The sequence below is a fragment of the Azospirillum sp. P4_B5 genome, from assembly GCF_056402275.1.
Genome location: NZ_JBFUHT010000013.1, coordinates 25,494 through 50,066 on the forward strand (window position 1 = coordinate 25,494; position 24,573 = coordinate 50,066).

General features: G+C 68.0%; 21 protein-coding genes. 13 read left to right on the forward strand and 8 right to left on the reverse strand.

Features of this window, described 5'->3' with window-relative positions:
* Positions 1–294: 294 nt before the first annotated feature.
* The gene (lldP, locus tag AC1DVI_RS12915) at positions 295–1,983 is read right to left on the reverse strand and encodes an L-lactate permease (RefSeq protein ID WP_149163699.1); all 1,689 of its coding nucleotides are present in this window, start codon (positions 1,981–1,983) and stop codon (positions 295–297) included.
* 385 nt (positions 1,984–2,368) lie between these two features.
* Here lldP and AC1DVI_RS12920 point away from each other — a divergent pair, with 385 nt between their 5' ends.
* Both AC1DVI_RS12920 and AC1DVI_RS12925 read left to right on the forward strand, forming a co-directional pair.
* The gene (locus tag AC1DVI_RS12920; RefSeq protein ID WP_476958353.1) at positions 2,369–3,163 is read left to right on the forward strand and encodes an FCD domain-containing protein; all 795 of its coding nucleotides are present in this window, start codon (positions 2,369–2,371) and stop codon (positions 3,161–3,163) included.
* Between the two features lie 77 nt (positions 3,164–3,240).
* Complete coding sequence (locus AC1DVI_RS12925) at positions 3,241–4,059, forward strand: cytochrome c oxidase assembly protein (protein ID WP_476958306.1); 819 nt, start codon at positions 3,241–3,243, stop codon at positions 4,057–4,059.
* A 48-nt stretch (positions 4,060–4,107) separates the two neighbouring features.
* Here the strand turns inward: AC1DVI_RS12925 and clpB are convergent, their stop codons facing one another.
* Positions 4,108–6,774, reverse strand: a complete 2,667-nt coding sequence (clpB, locus tag AC1DVI_RS12930) for an ATP-dependent chaperone ClpB (protein ID WP_476958307.1) — start codon at positions 6,772–6,774, stop codon at positions 4,108–4,110.
* Between the two features lie 280 nt (positions 6,775–7,054).
* Here clpB and AC1DVI_RS12935 point away from each other — a divergent pair, with 280 nt between their 5' ends.
* From AC1DVI_RS12935 to AC1DVI_RS12970, 8 genes are all read left to right on the forward strand, one after another.
* On the forward strand, positions 7,055–7,894 hold the full coding sequence (locus tag AC1DVI_RS12935; protein WP_094304475.1) for an IclR family transcriptional regulator: 840 nt from the start codon (positions 7,055–7,057) through the stop codon (positions 7,892–7,894).
* Positions 7,858–8,850, forward strand: coding sequence for a 2-dehydro-3-deoxygalactonokinase (locus AC1DVI_RS12940; RefSeq protein WP_476958308.1), 993 nt, complete (start codon positions 7,858–7,860; stop codon positions 8,848–8,850). Before AC1DVI_RS12935 ends, AC1DVI_RS12940 begins: the two co-directional genes overlap by 37 nt.
* Positions 8,851–8,855: 5 nt before the next feature.
* A complete protein-coding gene (locus AC1DVI_RS12945) occupies positions 8,856–9,506 on the forward strand; it encodes a 2-dehydro-3-deoxy-6-phosphogalactonate aldolase (RefSeq protein WP_476958309.1) in 651 nt (216 codons plus the stop codon).
* 77 nt (positions 9,507–9,583) lie between these two features.
* Positions 9,584–10,549 carry a Bug family tripartite tricarboxylate transporter substrate binding protein gene (locus tag AC1DVI_RS12950; protein WP_145624488.1) on the forward strand — a complete coding sequence of 322 codons (966 nt, stop codon included), beginning with the start codon at positions 9,584–9,586 and terminating at the stop codon, positions 10,547–10,549.
* A gap of 81 nt (positions 10,550–10,630) precedes the next feature.
* Positions 10,631–11,143 carry a tripartite tricarboxylate transporter TctB family protein gene (locus AC1DVI_RS12955; protein ID WP_476958310.1) on the forward strand — a complete coding sequence of 171 codons (513 nt, stop codon included), beginning with the start codon at positions 10,631–10,633 and terminating at the stop codon, positions 11,141–11,143.
* A 48-nt stretch (positions 11,144–11,191) separates the two neighbouring features.
* A complete protein-coding gene (locus AC1DVI_RS12960) occupies positions 11,192–12,736 on the forward strand; it encodes a tripartite tricarboxylate transporter permease (RefSeq protein ID WP_476958311.1) in 1,545 nt (514 codons plus the stop codon).
* Positions 12,733–13,647 carry an SMP-30/gluconolactonase/LRE family protein gene (locus AC1DVI_RS12965; protein WP_476958312.1) on the forward strand — a complete coding sequence of 305 codons (915 nt, stop codon included), beginning with the start codon at positions 12,733–12,735 and terminating at the stop codon, positions 13,645–13,647. Before AC1DVI_RS12960 ends, AC1DVI_RS12965 begins: the two co-directional genes overlap by 4 nt.
* Positions 13,648–13,685: 38 nt before the next feature.
* Entirely contained in the window at positions 13,686–14,462 is a 777-nt protein-coding gene (locus tag AC1DVI_RS12970; protein ID WP_476958313.1) for an SDR family NAD(P)-dependent oxidoreductase, read from the forward strand.
* A 46-nt stretch (positions 14,463–14,508) separates the two neighbouring features.
* Here AC1DVI_RS12970 and AC1DVI_RS12975 read toward each other — a convergent pair whose 3' ends face one another.
* Positions 14,509–14,946 carry a hypothetical protein gene (locus AC1DVI_RS12975; RefSeq protein WP_109469006.1) on the reverse strand — a complete coding sequence of 146 codons (438 nt, stop codon included), beginning with the start codon at positions 14,944–14,946 and terminating at the stop codon, positions 14,509–14,511.
* 658 nt (positions 14,947–15,604) lie between these two features.
* On the opposite strand from AC1DVI_RS12975, the gene AC1DVI_RS12980 reads away from it, so the two are divergent.
* Positions 15,605–16,834 (forward strand): sensor histidine kinase, encoded by a 1,230-nt coding sequence (locus tag AC1DVI_RS12980; RefSeq protein ID WP_476958314.1) that lies wholly within the window; start codon positions 15,605–15,607, stop codon positions 16,832–16,834.
* A gap of 40 nt (positions 16,835–16,874) precedes the next feature.
* Here AC1DVI_RS12980 and AC1DVI_RS12985 read toward each other — a convergent pair whose 3' ends face one another.
* The 4 genes from AC1DVI_RS12985 to AC1DVI_RS13000 form a co-directional block, all read right to left on the reverse strand.
* Positions 16,875–17,237 carry a response regulator gene (locus AC1DVI_RS12985; protein WP_476958315.1) on the reverse strand — a complete coding sequence of 121 codons (363 nt, stop codon included), beginning with the start codon at positions 17,235–17,237 and terminating at the stop codon, positions 16,875–16,877.
* An 87-nt stretch (positions 17,238–17,324) separates the two neighbouring features.
* Complete coding sequence (locus AC1DVI_RS12990; protein WP_476958316.1) at positions 17,325–20,366, reverse strand: response regulator; 3,042 nt, start codon at positions 20,364–20,366, stop codon at positions 17,325–17,327.
* A 13-nt stretch (positions 20,367–20,379) separates the two neighbouring features.
* Positions 20,380–21,189: a substrate-binding periplasmic protein gene (locus AC1DVI_RS12995; protein WP_476958317.1), complete on the reverse strand. Its 810-nt coding sequence runs from the start codon at positions 21,187–21,189 to the stop codon at positions 20,380–20,382.
* 19 nt (positions 21,190–21,208) lie between these two features.
* Positions 21,209–21,985 carry a substrate-binding periplasmic protein gene (locus AC1DVI_RS13000; RefSeq protein WP_476958318.1) on the reverse strand — a complete coding sequence of 259 codons (777 nt, stop codon included), beginning with the start codon at positions 21,983–21,985 and terminating at the stop codon, positions 21,209–21,211.
* Positions 21,986–22,500: 515 nt separating this feature from the next.
* Here AC1DVI_RS13000 and AC1DVI_RS13005 point away from each other — a divergent pair.
* Positions 22,501–22,851, forward strand: a complete 351-nt coding sequence (locus AC1DVI_RS13005; RefSeq protein ID WP_476958319.1) for a MarR family winged helix-turn-helix transcriptional regulator — start codon at positions 22,501–22,503, stop codon at positions 22,849–22,851.
* Between the two features lie 30 nt (positions 22,852–22,881).
* On the forward strand, positions 22,882–23,283 hold the full coding sequence (locus AC1DVI_RS13010) for a DUF1398 domain-containing protein (protein WP_476958320.1): 402 nt from the start codon (positions 22,882–22,884) through the stop codon (positions 23,281–23,283).
* A 30-nt stretch (positions 23,284–23,313) separates the two neighbouring features.
* On the opposite strand, the gene AC1DVI_RS13015 is transcribed toward AC1DVI_RS13010, so the two are convergent.
* Positions 23,314–24,399: a hypothetical protein gene (locus tag AC1DVI_RS13015; RefSeq protein ID WP_476958321.1), complete on the reverse strand. Its 1,086-nt coding sequence runs from the start codon at positions 24,397–24,399 to the stop codon at positions 23,314–23,316.
* Positions 24,400–24,573: the final 174 nt, after the last annotated feature.

Genomic DNA, 24,573 nt, shown 5'->3' on the forward strand with positions numbered 1-24,573 from the left:
GCTGGGGCGACGTTTGTTTCCGCCCGTCGGACGGACGGCTTGTTGTGTGCCACAGTCAGTAGGTCGGATAATAGATTTGCTGGGGATAATCGATTTGCTGGGTGGCCGCAATGGTAAAATGAATTGACCAAACGCAGCGCTGTGATGCTGCAATGCGTAAGAAATAAGGCGCACAAAGAAAGCGGCGCCTCCCGACCGGATGGAAGGCCGAGCGGCGCCGTATGGAATAAAGCTCGGCAGTGGATGACGCCCCTTCTCCCCGAGGGGAGGAGAAGGGGGTTCGGACGTCGACGCTTACGGGATCATCCAGGGCAGGATGTAGGCCTGGATCATGGTGATGACGCCGATGATCGCGACGAAGAACAGGCTGTGCTTCACGGTGAAGCGGAACAGCTCGGACTCGCGGCCGACCAGACCCACCGCGGCGCAGGCCACGGCGATCGACTGCGGGGAGATCATCTTGCCGGTGACGCCGCCGGTCGTGTTGGCTGCGACCATCAGCACGTCGGACACGCCCACCTGCTGCGCCGTGGTGGCCTGCAGGCCGCAGAACAGCGCGTTGCTCGACGTGTCGGACCCGGTCAGGAACACGCCCAGCCAGCCCAGGATCGGCGAGAAGAACGGGAACAGGAAGCCCGTGCCGGCCAGCAGCAGCGCCAGGGTCGAGGACAGACCCGAGTAGTTGGCGATGAAGGCGAAGGCCAGGACCATGCCGATCGAGTAGATCGGGCGCTTCAGCTCGCTGACCGTCTCGACGAAGGTCTTGACGCCGTCGGCCGGACGCATCTTCAGCATGACCATCGTGATGATCGCGGAGATCAGGATGGCCGTGCCGGTGGCCGCCAGCAGATCGAGCTTGTAGACGGCGTCGATGGGCTTCGGCGAGGCGACGATCGGGGCGGCCTTCAGCACCAGCTTGTCCAGCCCGGCGATCGGGAAGTACAGCACCGTGTCGGCCAGCGCGCCGCCCTTGGCGAACAGCGCCTTGAAGGGCTTCAGGCTCCAGATCGTGACGATCACGGTCAGGATCAGGAAGGGCGACCAGGCCTTGGCGATCTCACCGGCGCTGTAACCGCGCTGGGCGTTGAACTCGCTCGACGCCATGGCGCCGACCGACTGCGGCACCGGACCCGACGCCAGCGGGGAATTGGCGAAGCGGAAGATCGCCTTCGGCTTCCAGAACTTCAGGAAGACGGTGATGCTGACGAGGCTGACCAGAGCGGAGGTGATGTCCGGCAGCTCAGGCCCGATGAAGTTGGCGGTGAAGTACTGGGTGACGGCGAAGGTGCCGCCGGCGACCAGGATGGCGGGCCAAGTCTCGCGCACGCCCTTCCAGCCGTCCATGATCATGATGATCCAGAAGGGCACGAAGACGGACAGCAGCGGAAGCTGGCGGCCGGCCATGGCGCCGATCTTGAACGGGTCGAGCGAGGTGACCTGACCGGCGACGATGATCGGAATGCCCATGGCGCCGAAGGCCACCGGGGCGGTGTTGGCGATCAGGCAGAGACCGGCGGCATAGAGCGGGTTGAACCCCAGCCCGACCAGCAGCGCCGCGGTGATGGCGACCGGCGCGCCGAAGCCCGCCGCCCCTTCCAGGAAGGCGCCGAAGGAGAAGCCGACCATCAGCATCTGAAGCCGCTGGTCCTCGGTGATCGACACCACCGACGAGCGGATGATCTCGAACTGGCCGGTCTTGACCGTGATCTTGTAGAGGAACACGGCGGCCACGATGATCCAGGCGATGGGCCACAGGCCGTAAAGGAAGCCGTATCCGGCGGACGCCAGCGCCATGCCGACCGGCATCTTGTAGAACAGGATGGCGACGGCCAGCGAAATGGCGACGGTGATGGTGCCCGCGATGTGGCCCTTCATGCGCAGAACGGTCAGCGCGATGAAGAAGAAAATGATCGGCAACGCGGCCACAAGTGCCGAAAGCCAAAGGTTACCCGCGGGATCGTAGACTTGTGTCCAGGGCTGCATGTTTCCTACCTATGCCGCAGATTCTCGGTTCTGCGCTTTGGCCTGCGACCGTGAATGGAGCCCGGACCCGCGCGTCTTATCCGGACGCGCGCCGCCTGTCATTCCATGGTCATTTGACCATGGAGATCAGTTTTTTCTTGGGTTGGGCTCCGGTCAAAAATTATGACCAAAGGCTCAGAACGGATACATTGGGTCGCAATGGTTGGCAATAGGGAAAATTCAATTTACCGTGAGCGTCGCGAGAGACTTTTTCTTGTCCATGGTATTACCACTGGACCCATTCGATGGCGGGGCGGCCGGGAAACGGTGTCATGGGTGCGGCAGGGCTGGACGAGCGACCGCCATGACGATATCTAACCTTCTGGATAAGGCGGGGTTTCTGCGGATGCAGGGCAAGGGGCAGGGCAAGGGAATGATAAAGCCGGCCAAATTGGCGGACGCCATCGCCGACCATCTGGAGGCGTTGATCCGGGAGGGCGTCCTGCGTCCGGGAGAGAAGCTGCTGCCGGAGAGGGATCTGGCGCTGAAGCTGGACGTCTCGCGCCCGTCGCTGCGCGATGCCCTGGAGAAGCTGGAGGAGCGCGGGCTGCTCGTCTCCGGGCGCAACGGCACGCACATCGCGCAGTTCCTGGCGCCCATCGCCGCCCCGCTGGCGGCGCTGCTGCAATCCGATCCGGACGCGCCCTTCCATTATCTCGAGTTCCGCAGCTCCATCGAGGCGGCCGCCGCCAAGCTGGCCGCGCAACGGGCGACCGATCTCGACCGCGAGGCGATCCGCGCTCTGGCCCAGCGCATGCGCGACGCCCATGGGAAGGACGACCCGTCGGAAGAGGCCGATGTGGATGCCCAGCTTCACCTTGCCTTCTACGAGGCGGCGCACAACACGGTGATGCTGCACATCATGGGCGCGCTGTCGGAGATGCTGCGCAACGACGTGTTCTACAACCGCGACCGGCTCTACACCCGGCCCGGCGTGCGCAACCTGCTGCTGGATCAGCATCTGGCCATCGCCGACGCGGTGCTGGCCGGCGACGCCGAGGCCGCCCATGCGGCCGCTGAGGCGCATGTGATGTTCACGCTGCACACGCTGCGCGAAATCCGCGAGGACGACACGCGGCTGGAGGCTTCGCTGCGCCGCATCGGGCGCACTGACCTGATCGAAACCGCCGAACGGGCCTGAGCTGCGTTCGGTCGTCATTCGGGAACCCAAGGGCCTTTCGCGGTTTTACACGGCTGTAGGCCAAGGGAGGTCCAGCCGTGCCCGCCGCAACGCCACTTGCCGAAACGCTGCCGTCCATCATTCCCTATTGCGGCGCCCCGCCAGTGCCGGAGGGGTTCTGGAGCGCCTGGAACGGCGATCCGGTCCTTCTGTCCGTCTTCGCCCTGGCCGCCGCGGGATACGCGATGGTGGTGCGGCGGCATGGGGCGGCCATGGCGCCACATCAGCCCTGGTGCTTCGCCGCCGGGTGGCTGGTGCTGTTCGCCGCTTTCGTGTCGCCGCTGTGCAACCTGACATCCGCCCTGTTCTCGGCGCGGGTGGTCCAGCATCTTTTGACCATCCAGGTGGCGGCGCCCCTGCTGGTCCTGTCCTGGCCGATGGGCGCGGTGCGCTGGCCCAACTGGATGCGGACCCTGGCGTCACCCCTGGCGGTACCGGAGATTGCCTGGGGTCTGTTCGGGCTGTTCCTCTGGGTGTGGCACCTGCCGGGACCCTACATGGCGGCGCTGCGCTTCGACGCGGTGTTGTGGGCCATGCACGCCAGCCTGCTCACCGGCGCGGTCGCGGCGTGGCGGACGGTGCTGGCCCCGGACGGGCCGGCGATGCGGGGGAGGGGGCTGCTGTCCGCCTTCGGCACCTCGGTCCATCTCGCCATCCTGGCGGCCCTGCTGATTTTCGCTCCGCAGCCGCTGTTCGTCTACCATCTGGAGACGACGGCGCACTGGGGCCTGTCCGCTCTGGCCGACCAGCAGCTCGGCGGCCTCATCATGGGGGTGGTCGGGGCGGCGGTCTATGTAGCGCTCAACCTCTACGCCCTGGCGCGCTGGCTGGTGGTGCCGGAGCGGCAGCGCTCGTAAGGAAAAACCCCGGCCCTTGCAGGCCGGGGTTTTTGTTACGCATCACGATCAGTGGACAGCCGCGCTGCGTCCACCGCCGCCGGTCAGGGCGAAGCCCAGCGGCGGGCGTTCCGGGGCCTTGAAGCCCGTGGCCCGGTCCTCCTCGACCGGCACCCCGTCCAGGGTCAGGCAGCCGTCCCGCGCCGACAGGTGCAGGGTCGAGCGCTCGTCCACCTCGCCGTCGAGCAGACGCTCGGCGATCGGGTCCTCCACTAGATTCTGCACCGCCCGCTTCAATGGACGGGCGCCGAAGGCCGGATCCCAGCCGAGGTCGGCGAGCCGGGCGCGGGCCGCGTCGTCGGCGGTCAGCGACAGGCCGCGCTCCGCCAGACGGTCGGCGACGCGGGCAAGCTGGATGTCCACGATGTGGGCCATCTGCTCGCGCCCCAGCCGGCGGAAGATCAGCACGTCGTCCAGCCGGTTCAGGAACTCCGGCCGGAAGGCGCGGCGCACCGCGTCCATCACCTCGACCCTGGCACCCTCCAGGCTGTCGTCCTCGCCGAGCGCCGTCAGGGCGTCCGCCCCAAGGTTCGACGTCATGATCAGGATCGCGTGGCGGAAGTCCGCCGTGCGGCCCTGCCCATCGGTCAGCCGCCCGTCGTCGAGCGCCTGGAGCAGCACGTTCAGCACGTCCGGATGGGCCTTCTCCACCTCGTCCAGCAGGACGACCTGATAGGGCCGGCGCCGGATCTTCTCGGCCAGCGTGCCGCCGTCGTCATACCCGACATAACCCGGAGGCGAGCCGATCATGCGGGCGACGGAGTGCTTCTCCATATATTCCGACATGTCGACGCGGGTGACCGCGGTCTCGTCATCGAACAGGAAGGCGGCCAGCGCCTTGGCCAGTTCCGTCTTGCCGACGCCGGTCGGGCCGAGGAACAGGAAGGAGCCGGTGGGACGGTTCGGGTCCTTCAACCCGGCCCGCGCCCGGCGCACCGCCTTGGACACGGCGCGCACCGCCTCCGCCTGACCGACGACGCGCTCGGCCAGCCGGTCCTCCATGCCCTTCAGCCGCTGCCGCTCGCTGTCCAGCATGCGGTCCACCGGGATGCCGGTCCAGCGGGTGACCACGGCGGCGATGTCCTTCGCCGTGACCTCCTCCCGCTCGGCGTTGGCGCGGGATTCGGCCTCGGCCAGACGCTTCTCCAGGTCGGGAACGACGCCGTAGGCCAGCTCGCCGGCCTTCGCCCAGTCGCCGTCGCGCTGCGCGTGCTCCAGCTTGGTGCGGGCCTGGTCCAGCTCCTCCTTCAGGCGGCGGCCCTCGGTGCGGCGGGACTGGCCGACGCGCCATTCCTCTTCCATGGCGGTCAGCTTCGCCTCGTCCACCGCGAGTTCGGACTCCAGCTTGTGCAGCCGTTCCTGGGACGCGGCGTCCGGCTCCGACTTCAGGGCCTCGCGCTCGATCTTCAGCTGGGCGACGCGGCGGCCGACGGCGTCCAGCGCCTCCGGCTTGCTGTCGATGGCCATGCGCAGGCGGCTGGCCGCCTCGTCGACGAGGTCGATGGCCTTATCGGGCAGGCGGCGGTCGGCGATGTAGCGGGCGGAGAGCTGCACCGCCGCGACCACCGCCGCGTCGGCGATGCGCACGCCGTGGTGCACCTCGTACTTTCCCTTGATGCCGCGCAGGATCGACACGGCGTCCTCGTCGGACGGTTCGTCGACGTTCACCGGCTGGAAGCGGCGGGCGAGCGCCGCGTCCTTCTCGATGTACTTGCGGTACTCGTCCGGCGTGGTGGCGCCGACGCAGCGCAGCTCACCGCGCGCCAGCGCAGGCTTCAGCATGTTCGCCGCGTCCATCGCGCCGTCGGTGCGGCCGGCGCCGATCAGCGAGTGCAGCTCGTCGATGAACAGGATGATGCGGCCCGCCGCCTGCTGCACCTCCGACAGAACGGCCTTCAGCCGCTCCTCGAAGTCGCCGCGGAACTTGGCGCCGGCCAGCAGGGCGGTGAGGTCGAGCGCGAGCACGCGCCGGTCCTTCAGCCCCTCCGGAACGTCGCCGGAGGCCAGCCGCTGGGCCAGACCCTCCACCACGGCGGTCTTGCCGACGCCGGGCTCGCCGATCAGGACGGGGTTGTTCTTGGTGCGCCGGGCCAGGACCTGGATGGTCCGCCGGATCTCGTCGTCGCGCCCGATCACCGGGTCGAGACGGCCCTGCCGCGCCTCTTCCGTCAGGTCGCGGGCGTACTTGGCGAGCGCCTCGCCCATCTGGGCATCCTCCTGCCGGTCGGCGGGGCGGTTCCTGCTCAGCGACTCGACGCCTTCGACCAGCACCGCGGGATCGACACCGGCGCGGTGGAACAGCGCGCGGGTGCTGCCGCCCTGGGCGGCCAGCGATTCGAGAAGCCGTTCAGGGGAGACGAACTTGTCGCCGGCACCGCGCGCCGTTTCGACGGCGTTCTGGAGCACGCCGGCGAGTGCCGGGGACATGAAGATCGGGTGCGGCCCTTCGCCATCCACACGGGTCTGGCGGTTCAGGGTTTCCTCGGCGGCGGTCTTCAGAAGCTCGGGGTCGCCGCCGGCATCGCGGATCAGCTTGGCGGGCACGCCGTCGGCGTCCTCGACCAGGGCCTTCACGAGATGTTCGGGGACGAGCTGTTGGTGGCGTCCGGCGAGAGCCGCCAGTTGCGCAGCCTGGATGACGCCGCGCGCACGGTCGGTGAACAGACCGAAGTCCATCAGGCACTCCGTATCGTTATGGTTCCCGCCCTTTGCGAAGGCGCGGGAAGACGGCCTGTGTGGCCCGCACCATGCGCGGCCCCGGTCGCCTCAAGGGAACAGATGGGCAGGGGTAACGCCGCGATCAAGACGATCGCTCCGGCGGCAGGGCAAGGCTGTTCTGCGCTTGCAATGTCTCACTATATGGACGATGATTTATTTATTTGACACACTCCGTACGCCTTCATAAAGTGGTGGAAACTGATATGCCAGATATCGAACAAGAACGCGGGAGGGGGAAATGGCCGGCATCGGAGCAAATCCGCTCGATGCACAAGCGTCGCCGGAGAAGCCGCAGGCGTCCGGAACCCAGACGCTGATGCGCGGCCTCGCCCTCCTGGAATGCGTGGCGGCGGGCATCGGTGACGTGAAGGGCATCGCCGCCCGGCTGGGCACGCCGCGCAGCACCACGCACCGGATGCTCAACAGCCTGACCCAGGACGGCTATCTGCACCACGTGCCCTACAAGGGCTATCTGCTGGGGCCGAAGCTGATCGCGCTCGGCATGCGCGCGCTGGAGCAGCGCCCGCTGGTCGCCATCGCCCGCCCGCACATCGAGGAGCTGGCCCGCCAGACCGGCGACACCGTCCATCTCGGCGTCGTCGAAGGGGCGGAGGTCTTCTACCTCGACAAGATTCCGAACACGCGCGGGCTGGAGATGCGGTCGCGCATCGGCCTGCGCATGCCGCTGGCCTCCACGGGGCTGGGCAAGGCGCTTCTCCTCGGCCTGCCGCGCGAGCGCTGGCCGGAGCTTTACGACCACGCGCTCCGCCTGACCGCGGCGGCGCCGGAACGGCCCCCGCTGGCGCCCTGGCCGGAGTTCGAATCCCGGCTGGCCGCCTATGTGGACCGCGGCTGGTCCTTCGACCTTGAAGAAAACGAAATCGGCATCCGCTGCGTCGGCGCGCCGATCCGTGACGTCCGCAATCAGGTCGTCGCCGCCATCAGCGTGGCGAGCGCCGTACCGTACATGCCGGATGAACGGATGGAGGAGCTTGGACCCGTGGTCCGGGCGGTCGCCGACGCGATTTCAAAGGATTTGGGATGGAAACGGGACGAACGGGCGTCGGGGCATCGCTGATCGCCCTCGATTGGGGAACGTCGAGCCTGCGCGGCTTCCTGATGGACCGCGACGGGCGGGTGCTGGACCAGCGCGCCAACGCGCACGGCATCCAGAACCTGCCGATGCCGGGCATCACCGGTTTCGAGCAGGCCTTCACCGACTTGTGCGGCGATTGGCTGGCCGCCTATCCGGGGCTGCCGGTGGTGGCCGGCGGCATGGTCGGCAGCGCCCAGGGCTGGCGTGAGGCCCCCTATGTCCGCTGCCCCGCCGACACGACCACCCTGGCCTCGCAGGCCATCCCGGTGGAAAGCGCGTCGGGCTCCCGCATCCTGATCGCGCCGGGCGTCCTCTATGACCCGCCGAGCGGCCCGCCCGACATCCTGCGCGGCGAGGAGATCCAGATCGCCGGCGTGCTGGCCGACCGTTCCGACTGGGGCCGCGACGCCTGCATGGTGCTGCCGGGCACCCATTCCAAATGGGTGGAGATCGTGGGCGGGCGCATGATCCGCTTCTCCACCTACATGACCGGCGAGACCTTCGCCGTGCTGTGCAAGCATTCGATCCTCGGCCGGCTGATGCCGGTGGACGCCGCCCCGGCGGAGGCCGAGTCCGACGCCGCCTTCGCAGAGGGCGTGCGGGCGGCGCAGGCCAGCGGGCCGGGCGATTTCACACACCAGATCTTCGCCGCGCGCACGCTGGGCATCACCCGCCGCATGACGGCGGAGCTTCTGAAGGATTACCTGTCCGGGCTGCTGATCGGTCACGAGCTGGTCTCCGGCCTCGGCCACATGCGCAATGAGCTGCATGAAGGCCGCCCGCTGCTGCTGATCGGCGAGGGCGCGCTCTGCCGCCGCTACGTGCGCGGCCTGGAGCTGCTGGGCGTCGAGCCCACCGACCGGCTTGAGAACACCGCCCCGCGTGGGCTTTTCCAGTTTGCCGTTGCCGCCGGCCTGATCGCGCCGGCGGGGGAGTAACGAACATGTCGGATGAATCCCTGAAGGCCCGCTTCGACGCCGCCTTTTCCGCCCTGCCGCTGGTCGCCATCCTGCGCGGGCTGACCCCCGCGGAGGCGGAGGGCGTCGCGCAAACGCTCTACGACAGCGGTTTCCGCATGATCGAGGTGCCGCTGAATTCGCCCGATCCGTTCGACAGCATCGCCGCCATCCGCCGGCTGCTGCCGCGCGACGCGCTGGTCGGCGCCGGCACGGTCCTGGCGGTGGAGCAGGTGGCCCGGCTCAAGGAGATCGGCGCCGATCTGGTCGTCATGCCGCACGCCGACACGGCGGTGATCCGCGCCGCCAAGGCCGCGGGGCTGGTCAGCCTGCCCGGAATCGCCACACCGACGGAAGCTTTCGCAGCGCTGTCAGCCGGGGCCGACGCCCTGAAGATCTTCCCGGCGGAGCTGGTCGGTCCGCGCATCATCAAGGCGATGCGCGCCATCCTGCCCGCCGGCACCCGCCTGCTGCCCGTGGGCGGCATCGCCCCGGACACCATGGCGCCGTTCCTGGAGGCCGGTGTGGCCGGCTTCGGGCTGGGTTCCGCGCTGTATGCGCCGGGCCTGCCCGCCGCCGAGGTCGGCGTCCGGGCGGACGCCTTCGTCGCCGCGTGGCGGCGCCTCAACCCGCGCTGATCGCCCCACGGCAACAACGTGTTCATTCCTTTTCTCTCCTCCTCACCACCACAAGCAATGTTCCAGGGAGAACGCTCATGAAAGGCTATCGTTTCGTCACCGGCGCCGTCGTCGGCGCGCTGACCTCCGCCACGATGATGGTGGCCGTGCAGGCCGCCGAGTATCCGACCAAGGCGATCGAGCTGATCGTTCCCTACGCGGCCGGCGGCGGCACCGATCTGGTGGCCCGCGCCTACGCGGACGCCGTGAACCGCCACCTGCCGCAGTCGGTCGGCGTGGTGAACAAGACCGGTGGCGGCGGCGCCGTCGGCCTGTCGGAGATCATGGCCGCCCGTCCGGACGGCTACCGCATTGGCATGGGCACCGTGGAGATCACCACCCTGCCGAACCTCGGCGTCGCCCGCTTCACGGCCGATGATTTCACGCCGATCGCCCGCCTGAACGCGGAGCCGAGCGCCATCACGGTCAACGCCGGCGCGCCGTGGAAGACCATCGAGGAGTTCCTGGCCTACGCCAAGGAGAATCCGGGCAAGGTCCGCATCGGCAACTCCGGCACCGGCGCCATCTGGCACCTCGCCGCCGAGGCCCTGGCGACCAAGTCCGGCCTGAAGTTCAGCCACATCCCCTATGACGGCGCCAACCCGGCGGTCACGGCACTTCTCGGCAACCACATCGAGGCTGTCAGCGTCAGCCCGGCCGAGGTGTCCAGCCACGTCGCCGCCGGCACGCTGCGCATCCTGGCCGTGATGGACGACCAGCGCTCCAAGGCGTTCCCGGACGCTCCGACGCTGAAGGAGAAGGGCATCGACGTGACGGTCGCCACCTGGCGCGGCATCGTCGTTCCGAAGAAGACCCCGGCCAACATCGTCGAGACTCTGCGCACGGCCTCCAAGAAGGCGGTCGAGGAGCAGGGCTTCCGCGACCAGCTCGCCAAGATGAACCTCAGCTACGCCTATCTCGACGGCCCGGAGTACAAGGTGGCCATGGAGAAGGACGCCGAGATGTTCAAGGTGCTGATGAAGCAGATCGGCCTGTCCAAGTAAGGCTTGCCGTTCACGCAAGCCGCATCCCCGGCGTGTCCCCGGCGGCCTTCGGGCCGCSGGGCGTCCGAAGGAGATTCACTCATGAGCAACGCTCCCGCTCCGGGCGGCAAGGTCGGCCTGCGCCCGCAGGACCGCCTTGCCACGCTGGTCATCGCCGTCCTGGTCATGGCCGTCGCTGTCGCCGCCATCATCGTCGCGGGTGACTTCCCGCCGACCATGCTGGAAACCGACGTCGGCCCCGCTCGTTTCCCGATCATCTTCGCCATGGCCCTGCTGGTGCTGTGCGCGATCCTGGTCTTCAACACGCTGCGGGCGCCCGCCGCCCCCCCGGACGATCCGGCGGAAGTCGGGCCGAAGGTCAGTTACGGCACCGTGGCCATCGGCATCGCCCTGACCGCGCTGTGCCTGTTCGCCATGGAGCATGTCGGCTACATGGTCGCGACGGTGCCCTACCTGTTCGCCCTGATGTGGCTGATGGGCCGGCGAAACCTGATCATGAACGCCGTTCTGGCCGTCGGGCTGACCGTCCTGATCGACGTCGCCTTCGTCTACGCGCTGAACGTGCCGCTGCCGACCGGGAGCCTGTTCGAATGATCCCGACCGTCCCGGCCCGCCGCAACACCCCGCCAGCGGAGGTGTGAGATGTACGAACTCGATATGCTTCTCAAGGGCGCGCAGACGCTGCTCGCCCAACCGATGGCCCTGCTGCTGGCGCTTGTGGGCGTCGCGCTCGGCATCGTGATCGGTGCGCTGCCCGGCCTCACCGCCACCATGGGCGTCGCCATCCTGCTGCCCTTTACCTTCGGCATGGACCCGCTGTCGGGCCTGCTGATGATCTCCGGCGTCTTCTTCGGCGGCATCTACGGCGGGTCGGTCACGGCCATCCTGCTCAAGATTCCCGGCACCCCGGCCGCCGCGGCGACCGCCATCGACGGGTACGAACTGACCAAGAAGGGCCAGGCCGGCATCGCGCTGGGCACCGCCACCTTCTCGTCCTTCCTGGGCGGCACGGCCAGCGTCTTCGTGCTGATCTTCCTCGCCCCGGTGCTGGCGCGCTTCGCGCTGGAATTCAGCGCGTCGGAGTCCTTCGCGCTCGCCGTCTTCGGCCTGTCGATCATCGCCAGCATCTCCGGCGTGTCGGTCATCAAGGGCCTGATCTCCGGTTTCCTCGGCCTGTTGCTGGCAACCGTCGGGCTCGACCCGATGGGCGGCTTCCCGCGCTACACCGGCGGCTACACCGAGCTGTTCAACGTGCCCTTCATCCCGGTGATGATCGGCCTGTTCGCCGCCGCCGAAGCCTTCAAGTCGCTGGAGGACCCGCAGGTCCGCGCCGGCATGGCCGCGGCGCTCGACCGCATCATTCCGCCCTGGCACATGTTCCGCCGCCAGCTGGGCACCATCGCGCGCTCTTCGGGCCTCGGCATCGTCATCGGCATGATCCCCGGAGCCGGCGCCGACATCGCCGCCTTCGTCGCCTACAACGAGGCCAAGCGCTTCAGCAAGACGCCGGAGAATTACGGCAAGGGCGAACTGGGCGCCGTCGCCGCCTGCGAATCCGGCGCCAACGGCTGCACGGGCGGCGCGCTGCTGACCATGCTGACGCTGGGCATTCCCGGCGACGCGGTGACCGCCGTGATGCTGGGCGCCCTGACCCTCCAGGGGCTGCAGCCCGGTCCGCTGCTGTTCAAGGACCACGCCGATCTGGTCTTCACGCTGTTCGCCGGCATGCTGGTCTGCTACGTCTTCATGCTGGTGGTCGGCCTCGGCTCGCTGCGCTTCATGGGGCGCATCCTGCAGATGCCGAAGTCGGTGCTGACGCCGTTCATCCTGGCGCTGTGCATCGTCGGCACCTACGCCATCAACAACAGCATGTTCGACATCTGGATCATGCTGGCCGCCGGCGTCGTCGGCTACTTCATGCAGAAGTGGGACTTCCCGGCCTCGCCCGTCGTGCTCGCCCTCATCATGGGACCGATGGCCGAGGCGAACTTCCGCCGCGCGCTGTCGCTGTCCGGCGGCAGCTACGACTTCCTCTACACCCGCCCGATCACCGCGGTTCTGCTGACCATCGCGATCCTGACGCTGATGCTCCCGCTGCTGCGCCGCCTGTGGGCGCAACGCTCGCCCGGTGGACCGACGACGATCAATCCGGCCGCTGGGAGCAGCCGCATGGGGACCCCGGAATGACGACCTCGACCAGCATCGGCCTGGAGGCCGTCTTCGATCCCGACCTGCGCAACGGCACCGGCGAGAATCCGGTCTGGGACGCCGAGCGGGGGCTGTGGACCTGGATCGACATCCCGGCGCGGACCATCCATCGGCTCGACCCCTCCAGCGGCGGCCACCGCCGCTGGACCCTGCCCGAGATGATCGGCAGCCTCGTGCTGCGTGCGGACGGTGGCGTGGTCTGCGCCTGCGAGACCGGCGTCTTCGACGTCGATCTGCCGGGCGAGGGCGGGGAGGCGGTGGTCACTGCCCTCGCCACCCACCGCTTCCCCAAGGAGGGCATGCGCTTCAACGACGGGCGCTGCGACCGGCAGGGGCGGTTCTGGTTGTCCAGCATGGTCATGGACATCAGCAAGGGCGACGCCTCCGGCCTGTGGCACCGCTTCACGCGGGCCGACGGGCTGACCGAGACGGGGACCGGCGGCTACATCATCCCCAACGGCTCGGCCTTCAGCCCGGACGGGCGCACGCTCTATGCGTCCGACAGCCACCGCGACGTGCGGATGGTCTGGGCCTGGGACTACGACACGGACACCGGCAGTGCCAGCAACCGCCGCCCCTTCGTCGACATGCGGGCGATGGTCGGGCGTCCCGACGGCGCCGCGGTGGACGTGGACGGCTGCTATTGGATCTGCTGCCTGGACGAGGGCTGCATCAAGCGCTTCACCCCGAACGGCGACCTCGACCGCCGCATCGAGGTGCCGATGCGCAAGCCGACCATGTGCGCCTTCGGCGGGCCGGACCTGCGGACGATGCTGGTCACCTCGCTCAGCCGCGGCCCGGCGGACCTCGCCGAGGACCCGCATGGCGGGCGCGTCCTGATGTTCGATCCCGGCGCCCAGGGCCTGCCGGAACCCCGCCTGGCCGATTGAGCCGGGCCAAAACGACACCAAGACACGAGAGGCAAGGAATGTTTGACGATCTGAAGGGCAAGCGCGTTCTGATCACCGGCTCCACGCAGGGCATCGGCCTGGCGGCGGTGGAGGCGTTCGCCCGCGCCGGCGCCAAGGTCGCCATGAACGGCCGCCGCATCCCGGCGGACCTGGAGGCCACGCTGGCCCGTCTGAACGGGCTGGGCGGCGAGGTCGTCTTCCTCCAGGCGGACGTGTCGGACAGCGCGGCGTGCGGCACGCTCGTCGAGGCCTTCGTGGAGCGCTTCGGCGGCATCGACGTGCTCATCAACAACGCGGGCGGTCTGGTCGCGCGCAAGCCGCTGCCGGAGATCGACGACGACTTCTTCGACGCGGTGACCGACCTGAACTCCCGCTCCGCGCTGATGGTGACCAAGCACGCCCTGCCGCACCTGAAGGCCGCGGCGGCGCAGAACGGCACCACCTCTTCGGTGATCTCGGTCGGTTCGGTCGCCGGCTACACCGGCGGCGGTCCGGGTGCCGGCCTGTATGGGGCGGCCAAGGCGTGGCTGCACAACATCCAGAAGAACTGGGTGGCCTTTCACACGAAGGACGGCATCCGCTTCAACATGGTGTCGCCGGGCACCTTCGACACGGCCTTCCACGCCGACAAGGACGAGGACACCAAAGCCCGCATCGGCTCCGGCTTCCCGATGGGCCGCTTCGGCCGTCCGGAGGAATGCGCGCCGACCTTCCTGTTCTTTGCGTCGCACGCCTGCAGCGGCTACATCACCGGGCAGGTTCTCGACGTCAACGGCGGCCAATACATGCCGTAAAGGGCACATGCCGTAACGATTGGTGGTTCCGTCCGCGTCCGCTTGGTCAGAGCGGGCGCGGCGGGATCGCGGCGGTGAAAGCCGCCGTTTTGGCGGCGATGGCCGGCAGGGTGGGGAAGGGCACGCCATCCTCGCACCGCAGCTGGCGGGCCACCGCGTGCAGGGTGCCATGATGGCGGCGGCAGAGGATGCCGTCGGCGTCACGGTCGTACAGCCGGACGAACTGGACGGGAGCCGCCCCGTCCTCGGCATGGACCTCCACCTCCACCAGATGGGTGCAGAAGGAGCAGGCGGTCAGCGGGTCCGTCGAATCGAAGGCCACGCCGGCCTCCAGACAGCGCCGGGCGAAGGCCTCCAGAAGCACCGACGCGCTGTCCACCGTTTCCAGCCCGCGCAGGGCGCGCACGACGTCGCGCATATGGCCGACCTCCGGCAGGATCAGCCCGGCGGCGGAATGGCGGTCGTGGATCACCAGCTTCATCATGATGCGCAGGCCGTCTTGAACCGGGCGTCCCGGTGGTTAACCGTCCGGTGGTTTGTCGGGCCGCTCGTGGCGTAGCCGGGCCGGTTCGACCACACCCGCTGGCGGATGCGGATCTGCGTCCGGCAGTCGGCCGAGCAGTAGAGCGGGGCGGGGCCGCGGCCGGATGCGCGGGTGAACGGACGCCCGCAGCAGGCGCAATGCAGCTTGGGCGTGGGAAGAGGTGGTGTCGTACGGGCGTGTGTCGGCGTCGGCATGGCTGGATTCACGAAGCATTTCCAAAGTTGGACGGACTATACGGGTGGTCTGTGACAGTTTGACGGGTGGGGGCGGGCTACCACTTTTTCGCGTCCCGGCCGCCGCTCGCGGACACGGAAACGCCATCGAGCACCGGCCGGTTCCCATGACAGGACGTGGCGTTTGGTAATTTCGGGCGATGCTTAAAATGCAGTTGTTTTTCCGGCAGAACATAATCTGAAACGGTCGTTGCTGGAGCGAATGGCACTGATAAATTGTCTTTGACGATAAAAAATCGCGTTGTAATGTCCCTTTGGCGGACGAGGGTGTTTCTGCGGACCGGTGATGCACTGGTTGTGGCCGGCGCCCCTGATCGGGGGCAGTGCCGGATCGTCCCTTTCCGCCGCAAGAGGAAGGGGCGGATATGGGAGCACCGACGAAGGCGACGATTCTCATCGTGGATGACACCGCCGACAACCTGTCGCTGCTGAGCAGCCACCTGAAATCTATTTATACGGTCAAGACCGTGAACAACGGCGATGCGGCGTTGCGCGTCGCCTTTTCCGACCATCCGCCGGATCTGATCCTGCTCGACGTCATGATGCCGAGCATGGATGGATACGAGGTGTGCCGCCGCCTGAAGGCCGATCCGCGGACCTGCGACGTTCCGGTGATCTTCCTCACCGCCAGAACGTCCGTCGAGGACGAAAAATTCGGGCTGGACCTGGGGGCGGTCGATTACATCAGCAAACCGATCAGCCCCCCGATCGTCCTGGCGCGGGTGAAAAACCACCTGTCATTGAAGGCCACCGCCGATTCGCTGCGGGCGACCGTGGAGGAGGTGCGCGCCGCCCACAGCCGGTTGGAGGAAACGCAGCAACATCTGATCCAGACGGAGAAGATGGCGGCGCTGGGCCTGCTGGTGTCCGGCGTCGCGCATGAGATCAACACGCCGATCGGCGTGGCCCTGACCGCGGTGTCCCATCTCTCCGGGCTCGTCGAATCGCTGGCCTCGCAGTTCCAGAGCGGGGCGATCCGCAAGTCCGACCTTGCCCGGTTTCTGGAGAACGCGCGGGAAGGGACGCTGCTGGTCACCACCAACATCGTGCGTACCGCCAATCTGATCCAGAGCTTCAAGCAGGTGGTGGTCGACCGCGCCGGCTCGGAACGGCGGGTGTTCGACCTCAAGGACTATCTGTCCGACGCGCTGTTCGGGCTGGACCCGCACCTGCGCGAGGCAGGGCACAGCCTCTCCATTTCCTGCCCCGCCGGGCTGACCATCGACAGCCATCCCGGCCCGCTGTCGGAGGTGCTGTCCATCCTGATCCGCAACGCTGTTGCCCATGCCTTTCGGCCGGGCCAGAGCGGACGCGTCACCCTGGCGGTCACGCCGCTGGAGGAGGATTGGGTGGAACTGCGCCTGTCCGACGACGGCAAGGGGATCGACCCGGACCACCTGTCCAAGCTGTTCGATCCTTTCTTCACCACCCGCCGGGGCATCGAATTTCCGGGGCTGGGGCTCTACATCGCCTTCAACCTCGTCCATCAGGTGCTTCAGGGGACCATCGATGTGGAAAGCCTGCCCGGCGGCGGAGCCAGCTTCGTCGTCCGCATGCCGCGGCGCGTCTCCGCCTTGGCCGAAGCGCCGGCCTGACGCCGGCGCGCAACGCCGCGCCTCGCATGGGAACCGGACGTCAGGATGCCGGAATGCGGGCGGCAACCCGCTGCAGCACTGCCGGAGGATCGACCGGCTTGGCGATGTAATCCACCGCCCCCATGGCGAAGCCGTGCTCCCGATCGGCCTCGTCGGCCCGTCCCGTCAGGAAGATCACCGGGATGTCGCGGGTTGCCGGCGCATTCTTCAGGGCGGCGCAGACCTCGTAGCCGTCCATCTCCGGCATCACCACGTCCAGCAGGATCAAATCGGGCGCCGGGATGGAGGCGGCAATCTCCAACGCCTTGCGCCCGTTGTTGGCGACCTTCACCCTGTAGCTCTCCTTCAGCAGTCCGCTCAGCAGCTTCAGGTTGTCCGGCGTGTCGTCCACGATGAGGATCATGGCTTTCGACTCAGCGGGAGCCGATGCGGGCGATGCAATGTCCATGGGATCGTTCCGATTTGGGGAGGCGGCAAGGCCGACGGCTGGTCAGGCTTGGACAGTCGCGCTGCGCTCGGTCAACGCTGAGTCCAGAGTGGTGGCGGCCTCGTCGAAGTCGAAATTGCGGATCTGGCCGGCGATGGCCTCGAACCGGTCGGGGAAGGCGGCTTGCAGAAGGTGGGCATTCGCCGTCAGCACCTCCTCGGCGTCCGGGTCGCTGTCGAGCAGAAGCTGGCGGAGCTGGCCGCACAGGGTGTGAAGCTCGTCCGCATCCACCGTGGCAGTCCGGGCTCCGGACGGTGCGGCGGTGCCCGCCGGTGTCAACGCCGCTTCAAGATGGGCGAGAAGAGCGCCCAACGGCGGTTCCAATTCGGCCAGCCGCGCGTCGATTTCCGGGCGGGGCCGGGAGTCGCGGATGACGGCCTCCAGACCGGCGGCGGCGTCCTGGACGGGGTGGGCGCCGATGTTGCCGGCGGTGCCCTTCAGCGTGTGGGCGAGGCGCTCCGCCGCGGCGAGGTCGCCCGCGTCCAGCGCCGTGCGGACGGCGGTCGCCACCCCGTGCTGTCCGGCGGTGAACTTGCGCAGCAGGTCGAGGTAGAGGCGCTTCTTGCCGAGCACCCGCGACAGCCCGGTGGCGGTGTCCAACCCTGGAACATCGACGGGTAGGTCACCCGCATCCTCTGCAACCGGGGCCAGGAGGGAAGCGGGCGCCTCGGCGCCCAGCCCCGGCCGGGGCGTCACCCAGTCCAGCAGGGTGGCCCACAGCGCGTCGGGGTCGATGGGCTTGGCCAGATAGTCGTTCATGCCCGCATCCAGGCAACGCTCGCGGTCGGTCTGCATGGCGTTGGCGGTCATCGCGACGATGGGCAAATCGGCAAATCCCAACCGGCGGATTTCCAGGGTCGCGGCGACGCCGTCCATGACCGGCATCTGCATGTCCATCAGCACGAGGTCGTAGTGGGCCGCCTGCACCATGTCCACGGCGATGGCGCCGTTCTCCGCGACCTCCACCACCAGTCCGGCGTCGCCCAGCAACTCGCAGGCCACCTGCTGGTTCAGGTCGTTGTCCTCAGCCAGCAGGATGCGGGCGCCGCGCAGGCGCGGCAGGTCGGCGGTGGACGCGGCGGCCGGCACCGGGAGGGCGTCCGCGGCCTCATCGTCGGCGCCCAGCACCCGCATGATGCCGTCGAACAGGGCGGACGGGTTGACTGGCTTGAACAGCACCTCTTCGATCGCCGTGTTCTCGGCGCCCCTCAGCACCTCTTCCCGGCCATAGGAGGTGACCATGATGTGGTGGGGCGCTTGGTCCAACTCCAGCGCGGCGAGGCCGGCGGAGGTTTCCAGCCCGTCCATGCCCGGCATCTGCCAGTCGAGCAGCACGACGCGGAAGGGACGGCCCTCGCGTGCCGCGAATCGCGCCGCCTGGATGGCCGCCGGACCGGAGTCCACAGCCTCGGCGGTGAAGGACATGGCCGACAGCATGTCGGTCAGCACGACGCGTGCGTTCTCGTTGTCATCCACCACCAGACAGCGCAGTCCGCGCAGGTCGGGTCGCGGCAGCAGCACGCGGCGCGGCTTGTCGCGGCCCAGCCGCGCGGTGAACCAGAAACAGGAACCGCGCCCCCGTTGGCTCTCCACCCCGACCGTGCCGCCCATCAGCTCGGCCAGCCGCTTGGAGATCGCCAACCCCAGGCCGGTGCCGCCGTACTTGCGGGTGGTCGAGGCGTCGGCCTGCTGAAAGCTCTGGAAAAGCTGGCCTTTCTGCTCATCGCACAGGCCGATTCCGGTGTCGCGCACCTCGAAGCGGACCAGCAGTTCGCTGCCGACCTCCTCCTCCAGCCGGACGATGATGGCGATTTCGCCGCGCTCGGTGAACTTGACCGCATTGTTGGCGTAGTTGACCAGGATCTGCCCGATGCGCAGCGGATCGCCGATCAGGTCGCTGGGCACGGTCTGGGCGACGTCGAAGATCAGCTCCAGGCCCTTGGCCGCAGCCTTCTCCGCGATCAGATCGGCCAGGGTGCCCAGCACCTTGTCCAGGTGGAAGCCGGTGCGCTCGACGCTCAGCTTTCCGGCCTCGATCTTGGAGAAATCCAGGATGTCGTTGATGATGCCCAGCAGATGCTGGCCGGACTGGCTGATCTTGAGGACGTAGTCGCGCTGGCGCGGCGTCAGGTCGGTCTTCAGCGCCAGATGCGACAGGCCGATCACCGCGTTCATCGGGGTGCGGATCTCGTGGCTCATGTTGGCCAGGAAGCTGGCCTTCGCCTGGGATGCCGCCTCCGCCCGGTCGCGGGTCAGGCGCAGTTCCTCGGCCTGGGTGCCCAACCGGACGACGGCGTTCAGGATGCTGTCCAGTTCCTGCGTGCGGGCGCCGGGCAGCCGGATGTCGCGCTCGCCCTCGCCGATGCGGCGCAGGCCGTCGGCCGCAAACAGCAGCGGCCGCACCACATGGCGGCGGATCAGAAGACCGGCGGCGATGAAGATCGCCAGCACCGCTACGAAAGCGAATTGAATGACCTGCGACACCAGACGGGTTCGCTCCTGGATCTGGCCCAGGCGGCCCGCCGTCAGTTCGGTCACGTCGACCAGCAGCCGGTCGCCGACCGTGTTCAGCTCCACAAGCGTCTGCGCCCATGTCTCGGCGAGGCGCTCCTCCTCGGCGGTCGGGGGGGTGTCGCCTGCGGGAGCGCCCTCCGACCGTCGGGCTTTCGCCGAGGAAATCCGCCGGATGACCGAATAGGCGTCCGTCACCTGCCGCTTCAGCGTGGGATCGAACTGGAAGGTCGGGTGGAAGGCCAGCGCCTGAGCGGCCAGCAGGGACTCGCGGCGGCGGCGGGGGTCCTCCGTGAAGAGGACGATCGCCCCCGACTGCTTCAGCCGCTCCAGATTCACGACGGCACGCTGACGTTCCAGGATCAGCGGCACCATGCGGTCCTGGCTGTCGGCGGCCAGCCGCTCCATCTTGCCCTGCTCCGCCACGATGCCGACGAAGAGCATGCCGATCAGCGCGAGCAGGATCGCGCCGCCGGTGAGAATTGCCGGCTGCAGCCGTACGCGGGGATGCCTGCGGTCACGGGCGGACGTCATGGCCGGTACCGGGTCAGTAGATGTCGAAGGGGAAGTAGCTGCGGTTGATCCGCTGGTAGGTGCCGTCGTTGCGCAAGGCCGTCAAAGCCCGGTCCACCGATGCCTTCAACTCGTGCTGGCCGGGCGGGAAGACGATGTGCACGGTCCCCCCCAGCCCGTCCTCGGACATCGGGGTGCCGATGGTCTCGAATCCGTCTCCTGAGTCGGACAGCAGGAAATGCACCACGTTCAGCGTCGGACCAATGGCCATGTCGCTCTGTCCGCTGCGCATGGCTTCCCACAGGTCGTCGAGCGTGGACACGGGGATCAGATTGGATTGCAGCGTCGGATCGGCGTCGGCCAGACGGACCAGAGCCGCGTGCTGCCGCGAACCGCGGATGGCGGCGATGCGCCGGCTGCGGACCGCCTCCTCCAGGCTCAGTTCCGGCATGCCCCGGTGCCCGACCAGGCTGGTGCTCGACCGCCAGTAGGGAATCGAGAACAGGAGCCGCTGCTCCCGGTCCGGCGTGCGCAGCACGTTGCCGAATCCGATGTCGAAACGGCCCGCGGCGACGTCGTCGATGATCTGCTTGAAGGGGGCCGCGTCAAAGCTGCACACGGCGCCCAGCGAGCGACACAGTTCCCGTCCGAAATCGACGTTGAAGCCAACCAAACCCCCTCCGGCGTCGCGGTCGCTGAAAGGCGGAGAATGGTCGATGACCACGACACGCAGGACCGGCCGGCCGGTCGGCGGAGGCGCATCAGCCTGGACCGGTTGCGGCAGCGCAAGGCCGGCCAGCAGGACCGCGACGGTCAGTACGGCGTATGCGGTGGGAAAGCGCATGCGTGAGCCCATCGGCGCCTCAGTACATCCGGAAGGGCAGGAAACGGGAGCTGATGGTGTCATACCGCCCATCCGCAAGGATCGCGCGCAGGGCCATGTTGACGCGGTCGCGCAGTTCCTCGCGCCCCAGCGGCAGGGCGATGGCGGATTCGCCGCCCAGCCCGCTCTCGGTCAGCGGATCGCCCACCACCTCCAGCGCCTCCCCTTCCGCGCTGGTCAGCAGGTGGACGGTGACGGCGGTCGGGGCCAGCGCCAGATCGACCCGTCCGTCCAGAACGGCGCGCAACGCCTCCGCCTGATCGTCGTAGATCACGACCGTGCCGCCGACGTTCTTCGCGGTCAGGTAGTCGTACTGCTTCGATCCGCGGGTAACGGAGATGCGCTTCCCCGCCAGATCCGGCGCCGCGCCCAAACTCCATTCGCCGGCCCGCCCGATGTAGCTGGAGCTGGACCGCTTGTGACGGTCGGTGAAAAGGTACTTCTTCATCCGCTCCGGAGTCTTCAGGATGCTGGCGACCGCGAAGTCGGCGGCGTTGCGGTCGAGCAGATCCAGGACTTCCGGAAACTGCAGGGCGGTGATCTCGCAGCGGATGCCCAACGTGTCGCAAAGCGCGCGGGCGATCTCCACCTCGAAGCCGGTCAACTTTCCCTGATCGTCCACCATCGCGTAGGGCGCCATCTTCCAGGTCAGCACCCGGTAGACCTCATCCGCCTGGGCGGACACCGCCGCCGAGGCGCAGAGCAGGACGGAAAGCCACAAGGTCACGACGGTGCGGAACGGCATCAGGCGGTGCATGGACTGACTCGATAAAGCGGGAAGATGGAGCGTTGCGCTCGCCCAGCGTTTCGGCGCCGTGCACACGCAGCCCACTGATTGAATTTCGGCGCTTGTTGCGGACCGCAGTCCGGCTCCCATGAGACAATATCATCGCGAACGGATCGGTCAAGACGATACGTAAACTTATAAGTTGTTTCAGTCCCGGAACATATCACCGCGGCGGTGTCGAACAGATCATGTTCCTTGCCAATCTCTATTTCCGGTTTCATCCGCCATGGCGAGCATCAGGCCGCCAGGGTGCGCGACGGCGCCTCGACCTTGCCGGTCGACTCCCCGACATCCTCAGTTGCGCGGGGGATGCCGGCCACGAAGTTGACAAGGAAACCGTCTCATGACAGTTTCCTAGGAAACTGAAGGAGGGCATTCTGGTCGAATCGAACATCAGCCCGCTCGATGCGCATCTCGGCTATTGGCTGCGCTTCGTGTCGAATCATGTGTCCCACGCCTTTGCCGCAAAACTGGCGGGGAGGGGGGTGACCGTCGCCGAATGGGTGGTTCTGCGCGACCTCCACGGTTGCGACGGCGCGGCCCCCAGCCTGCTGGCCGACCGGTTGGGCTTGACACGCGGGGCGATTTCGAAACTGGCCGACCGCCTCGCCGCCAAGGGGTTGCTCACCCAATCCGCCGACCCGGCCAATCGGCGTTGCCAGACGCTGATGCTCACCCCGGAAGGACGGGCTCTGGTGCCGGATCTGTCCGCCTTGGCCGACCTCAACGATCTCGACTTCTTCGGCCACCTGGATCCCGCCGAGCGGGCACGGATCGAGGAAACGCTGAAGGGCATCGTCCGCCGGATGGGGCTGCGCTCCATTCCCGTCGATTGACCGCACATCCGACTCTGCACGGAGGGACCCATGACCGCCGGAACCACAGCCATCCTGCTGGAGTGCAGCCGGGCTTCGGAAGAGGAGCGCATCACCTTCCCCGAGGTCGTCGCGGCGCTGGCCGCCGCGGGGGTGGAGCGCTACCACACGGATCTCGTGCGGGCGGAGACGACCTACTATTTCCCGGACGGGACGACGAAGCGGGTGGAGGCCCGGCCTTCCGCCTTGCCGCCGGCCATGGACTTCGCGGCCGACGGCGTGGAATCCGCCGTTCGCGCCATCCAGGCCGGAGCGATCCGCTACCGCGGTTTCTGTGAGCGGGTGCTTCGGGCCGGCTGCGCCGGTTGGACGGTCAGCATCCTGGGCCGGCGGGTCGTCTATTACGGCCGCAACGGCGACAGCCACACCGAGTGGTTCCCCGGCGCGCGCTGACGCCGCTCGGCCGTCACCGGTCCGGGGCCGTCACCACCCCAGGCGGCGGGACAGCACTGGGCCGAGGTCGCCACGCCACTCCTTCAATTCGGCCTCCGCCCGCTCGACCGCGCGCTGGTCGCGGTAGCGCTTGAGCGCGCGGTTCGCGTCGCCGCGCGCCTCCATGGCAGCCAGCCGCTTCGCCACCTCCGGCTCCGACGCCACGGCCTGGCGCCAACGCTCCAGCCGCACCTCCGCCACCGCGTCCACGATGGGTTGCAGCGCCGGCATGCGGCCCAGCTTCTTCACGCCGGGCGCCAAGCGGGCGGCGGCGGCGGCGGCGGCCTCCTTGGGGATGCGGGGGAAAGCCCGCTGCACCGCCTTGGTCAGCGCGTCCTTGATGTCGTCGCCGCGCTGCTTCGCCTCGGCACCCCGGCTCAGCCGCGCGACAGCGCGAGCCTGCTTCTTGGCGTGCCAGGACAGGATGCCGTCGGCGATCTCGCGCGCATCGGCGTCGAGCCAGACGACGCTCTCCGCCCCGTCCGCAAGCAGGACCTTCACATCCTCGGAAAGCTCCGGATCGACAGCGGAGGCCACGCTGGCGAGATGCAGCGCCTTCAGCGACCGCAGCGAGCGCGCCCGCCCGTCATCGCCGGCCAGCAGTGTGGCCTCCACCAGCGTTCCGCCATCCAGCAGGCTCTGCAGAAGGTCCAAGTCGCCGTGCGTCCAGCGGCGGGCGGCGGTCAGCCGCTCCACCCGCAGGCGCAGCAGGTCGCGCACGGCCGGACGTGGCGCGGCCGGCACACAGCGTTCCACACGCCACACGCCACCCTCGAACCGCGCCACCGCCCATTGAACACCGTTCTCGACGGGCCGGTCGGTGGGGAAGACGCCATCCAGATTCCAACGGTCGCTGGCCCGCAGGCAACCCTCCGGCGGCGTCTGCCACGGCGTTCCCGGCTTGGAATAGAAGCTGGGTGTCACCGGGCTGCGCAAAATGAAGCGCCAGCCTGCAACTTCCGCGGCGAGGCCATCGGGCATGGCGGCCGGGCGAGGCGCTTCACCCAGCTTCAATAGAGGTTCGGGGGCATCCTGGCTGGGCTGAGAGGCTTCGGACAACGGGTGTTCAGACGACATGACGGCTCCTTCCGGCGGCACTGTAGCACAGGGCGGGGCGGTGCTTTGCAACTTTAGCCGCCTGTCGGCGTGCCGTTTCGAAAAGCCGTATGGAAATTTCATGAAAACAGATCCGCAATACCTGTAGTCAATTCCTGAATTTTCTTCGGAACGCGATCGCGATCCGGCGTTTTG

Excerpts from the sequence above, each read along its gene's own strand:
- clpB (WP_476958307.1), bottom strand. The coding sequence starts at position 6,774 with ATGGACTTCGGTCTGTTCACCGACCGTGCGCGCGGCGTCATCCAGGCT.
- AC1DVI_RS13010 (WP_476958320.1), top strand. The coding sequence starts at position 22,882 with ATGACCGCCGGAACCACAGCCATCCTGCTGGAGTGCAGCCGGGCTTCG.
- AC1DVI_RS12960 (WP_476958311.1), top strand. The coding sequence starts at position 11,192 with ATGTACGAACTCGATATGCTTCTCAAGGGCGCGCAGACGCTGCTCGCC.
- AC1DVI_RS12935 (WP_094304475.1), top strand. The coding sequence starts at position 7,055 with ATGGCCGGCATCGGAGCAAATCCGCTCGATGCACAAGCGTCGCCGGAG.
- lldP (WP_149163699.1), bottom strand. The coding sequence starts at position 1,983 with ATGCAGCCCTGGACACAAGTCTACGATCCCGCGGGTAACCTTTGGCTT.
- AC1DVI_RS13015 (WP_476958321.1), bottom strand. The coding sequence starts at position 24,399 with ATGTCGTCTGAACACCCGTTGTCCGAAGCCTCTCAGCCCAGCCAGGAT.
- AC1DVI_RS12970 (WP_476958313.1), top strand. The coding sequence starts at position 13,686 with ATGTTTGACGATCTGAAGGGCAAGCGCGTTCTGATCACCGGCTCCACG.
- AC1DVI_RS13000 (WP_476958318.1), bottom strand. The coding sequence starts at position 21,985 with ATGCACCGCCTGATGCCGTTCCGCACCGTCGTGACCTTGTGGCTTTCC.
- AC1DVI_RS12990 (WP_476958316.1), bottom strand. The coding sequence starts at position 20,366 with ATGACGTCCGCCCGTGACCGCAGGCATCCCCGCGTACGGCTGCAGCCG.
- AC1DVI_RS12955 (WP_476958310.1), top strand. The coding sequence starts at position 10,631 with ATGAGCAACGCTCCCGCTCCGGGCGGCAAGGTCGGCCTGCGCCCGCAG.
- AC1DVI_RS12965 (WP_476958312.1), top strand. The coding sequence starts at position 12,733 with ATGACGACCTCGACCAGCATCGGCCTGGAGGCCGTCTTCGATCCCGAC.
- AC1DVI_RS12980 (WP_476958314.1), top strand. The coding sequence starts at position 15,605 with ATGGGAGCACCGACGAAGGCGACGATTCTCATCGTGGATGACACCGCC.
- AC1DVI_RS12975 (WP_109469006.1), bottom strand. The coding sequence starts at position 14,946 with ATGATGAAGCTGGTGATCCACGACCGCCATTCCGCCGCCGGGCTGATC.
- AC1DVI_RS12985 (WP_476958315.1), bottom strand. The coding sequence starts at position 17,237 with ATGATCCTCATCGTGGACGACACGCCGGACAACCTGAAGCTGCTGAGC.
- AC1DVI_RS12940 (WP_476958308.1), top strand. The coding sequence starts at position 7,858 with ATGGAAACGGGACGAACGGGCGTCGGGGCATCGCTGATCGCCCTCGAT.
- AC1DVI_RS12995 (WP_476958317.1), bottom strand. The coding sequence starts at position 21,189 with ATGCGCTTTCCCACCGCATACGCCGTACTGACCGTCGCGGTCCTGCTG.
- AC1DVI_RS12950 (WP_145624488.1), top strand. The coding sequence starts at position 9,584 with ATGAAAGGCTATCGTTTCGTCACCGGCGCCGTCGTCGGCGCGCTGACC.
- AC1DVI_RS12920 (WP_476958353.1), top strand. The coding sequence starts at position 2,369 with ATGCAGGGCAAGGGGCAGGGCAAGGGAATGATAAAGCCGGCCAAATTG.
- AC1DVI_RS12945 (WP_476958309.1), top strand. The coding sequence starts at position 8,856 with ATGTCGGATGAATCCCTGAAGGCCCGCTTCGACGCCGCCTTTTCCGCC.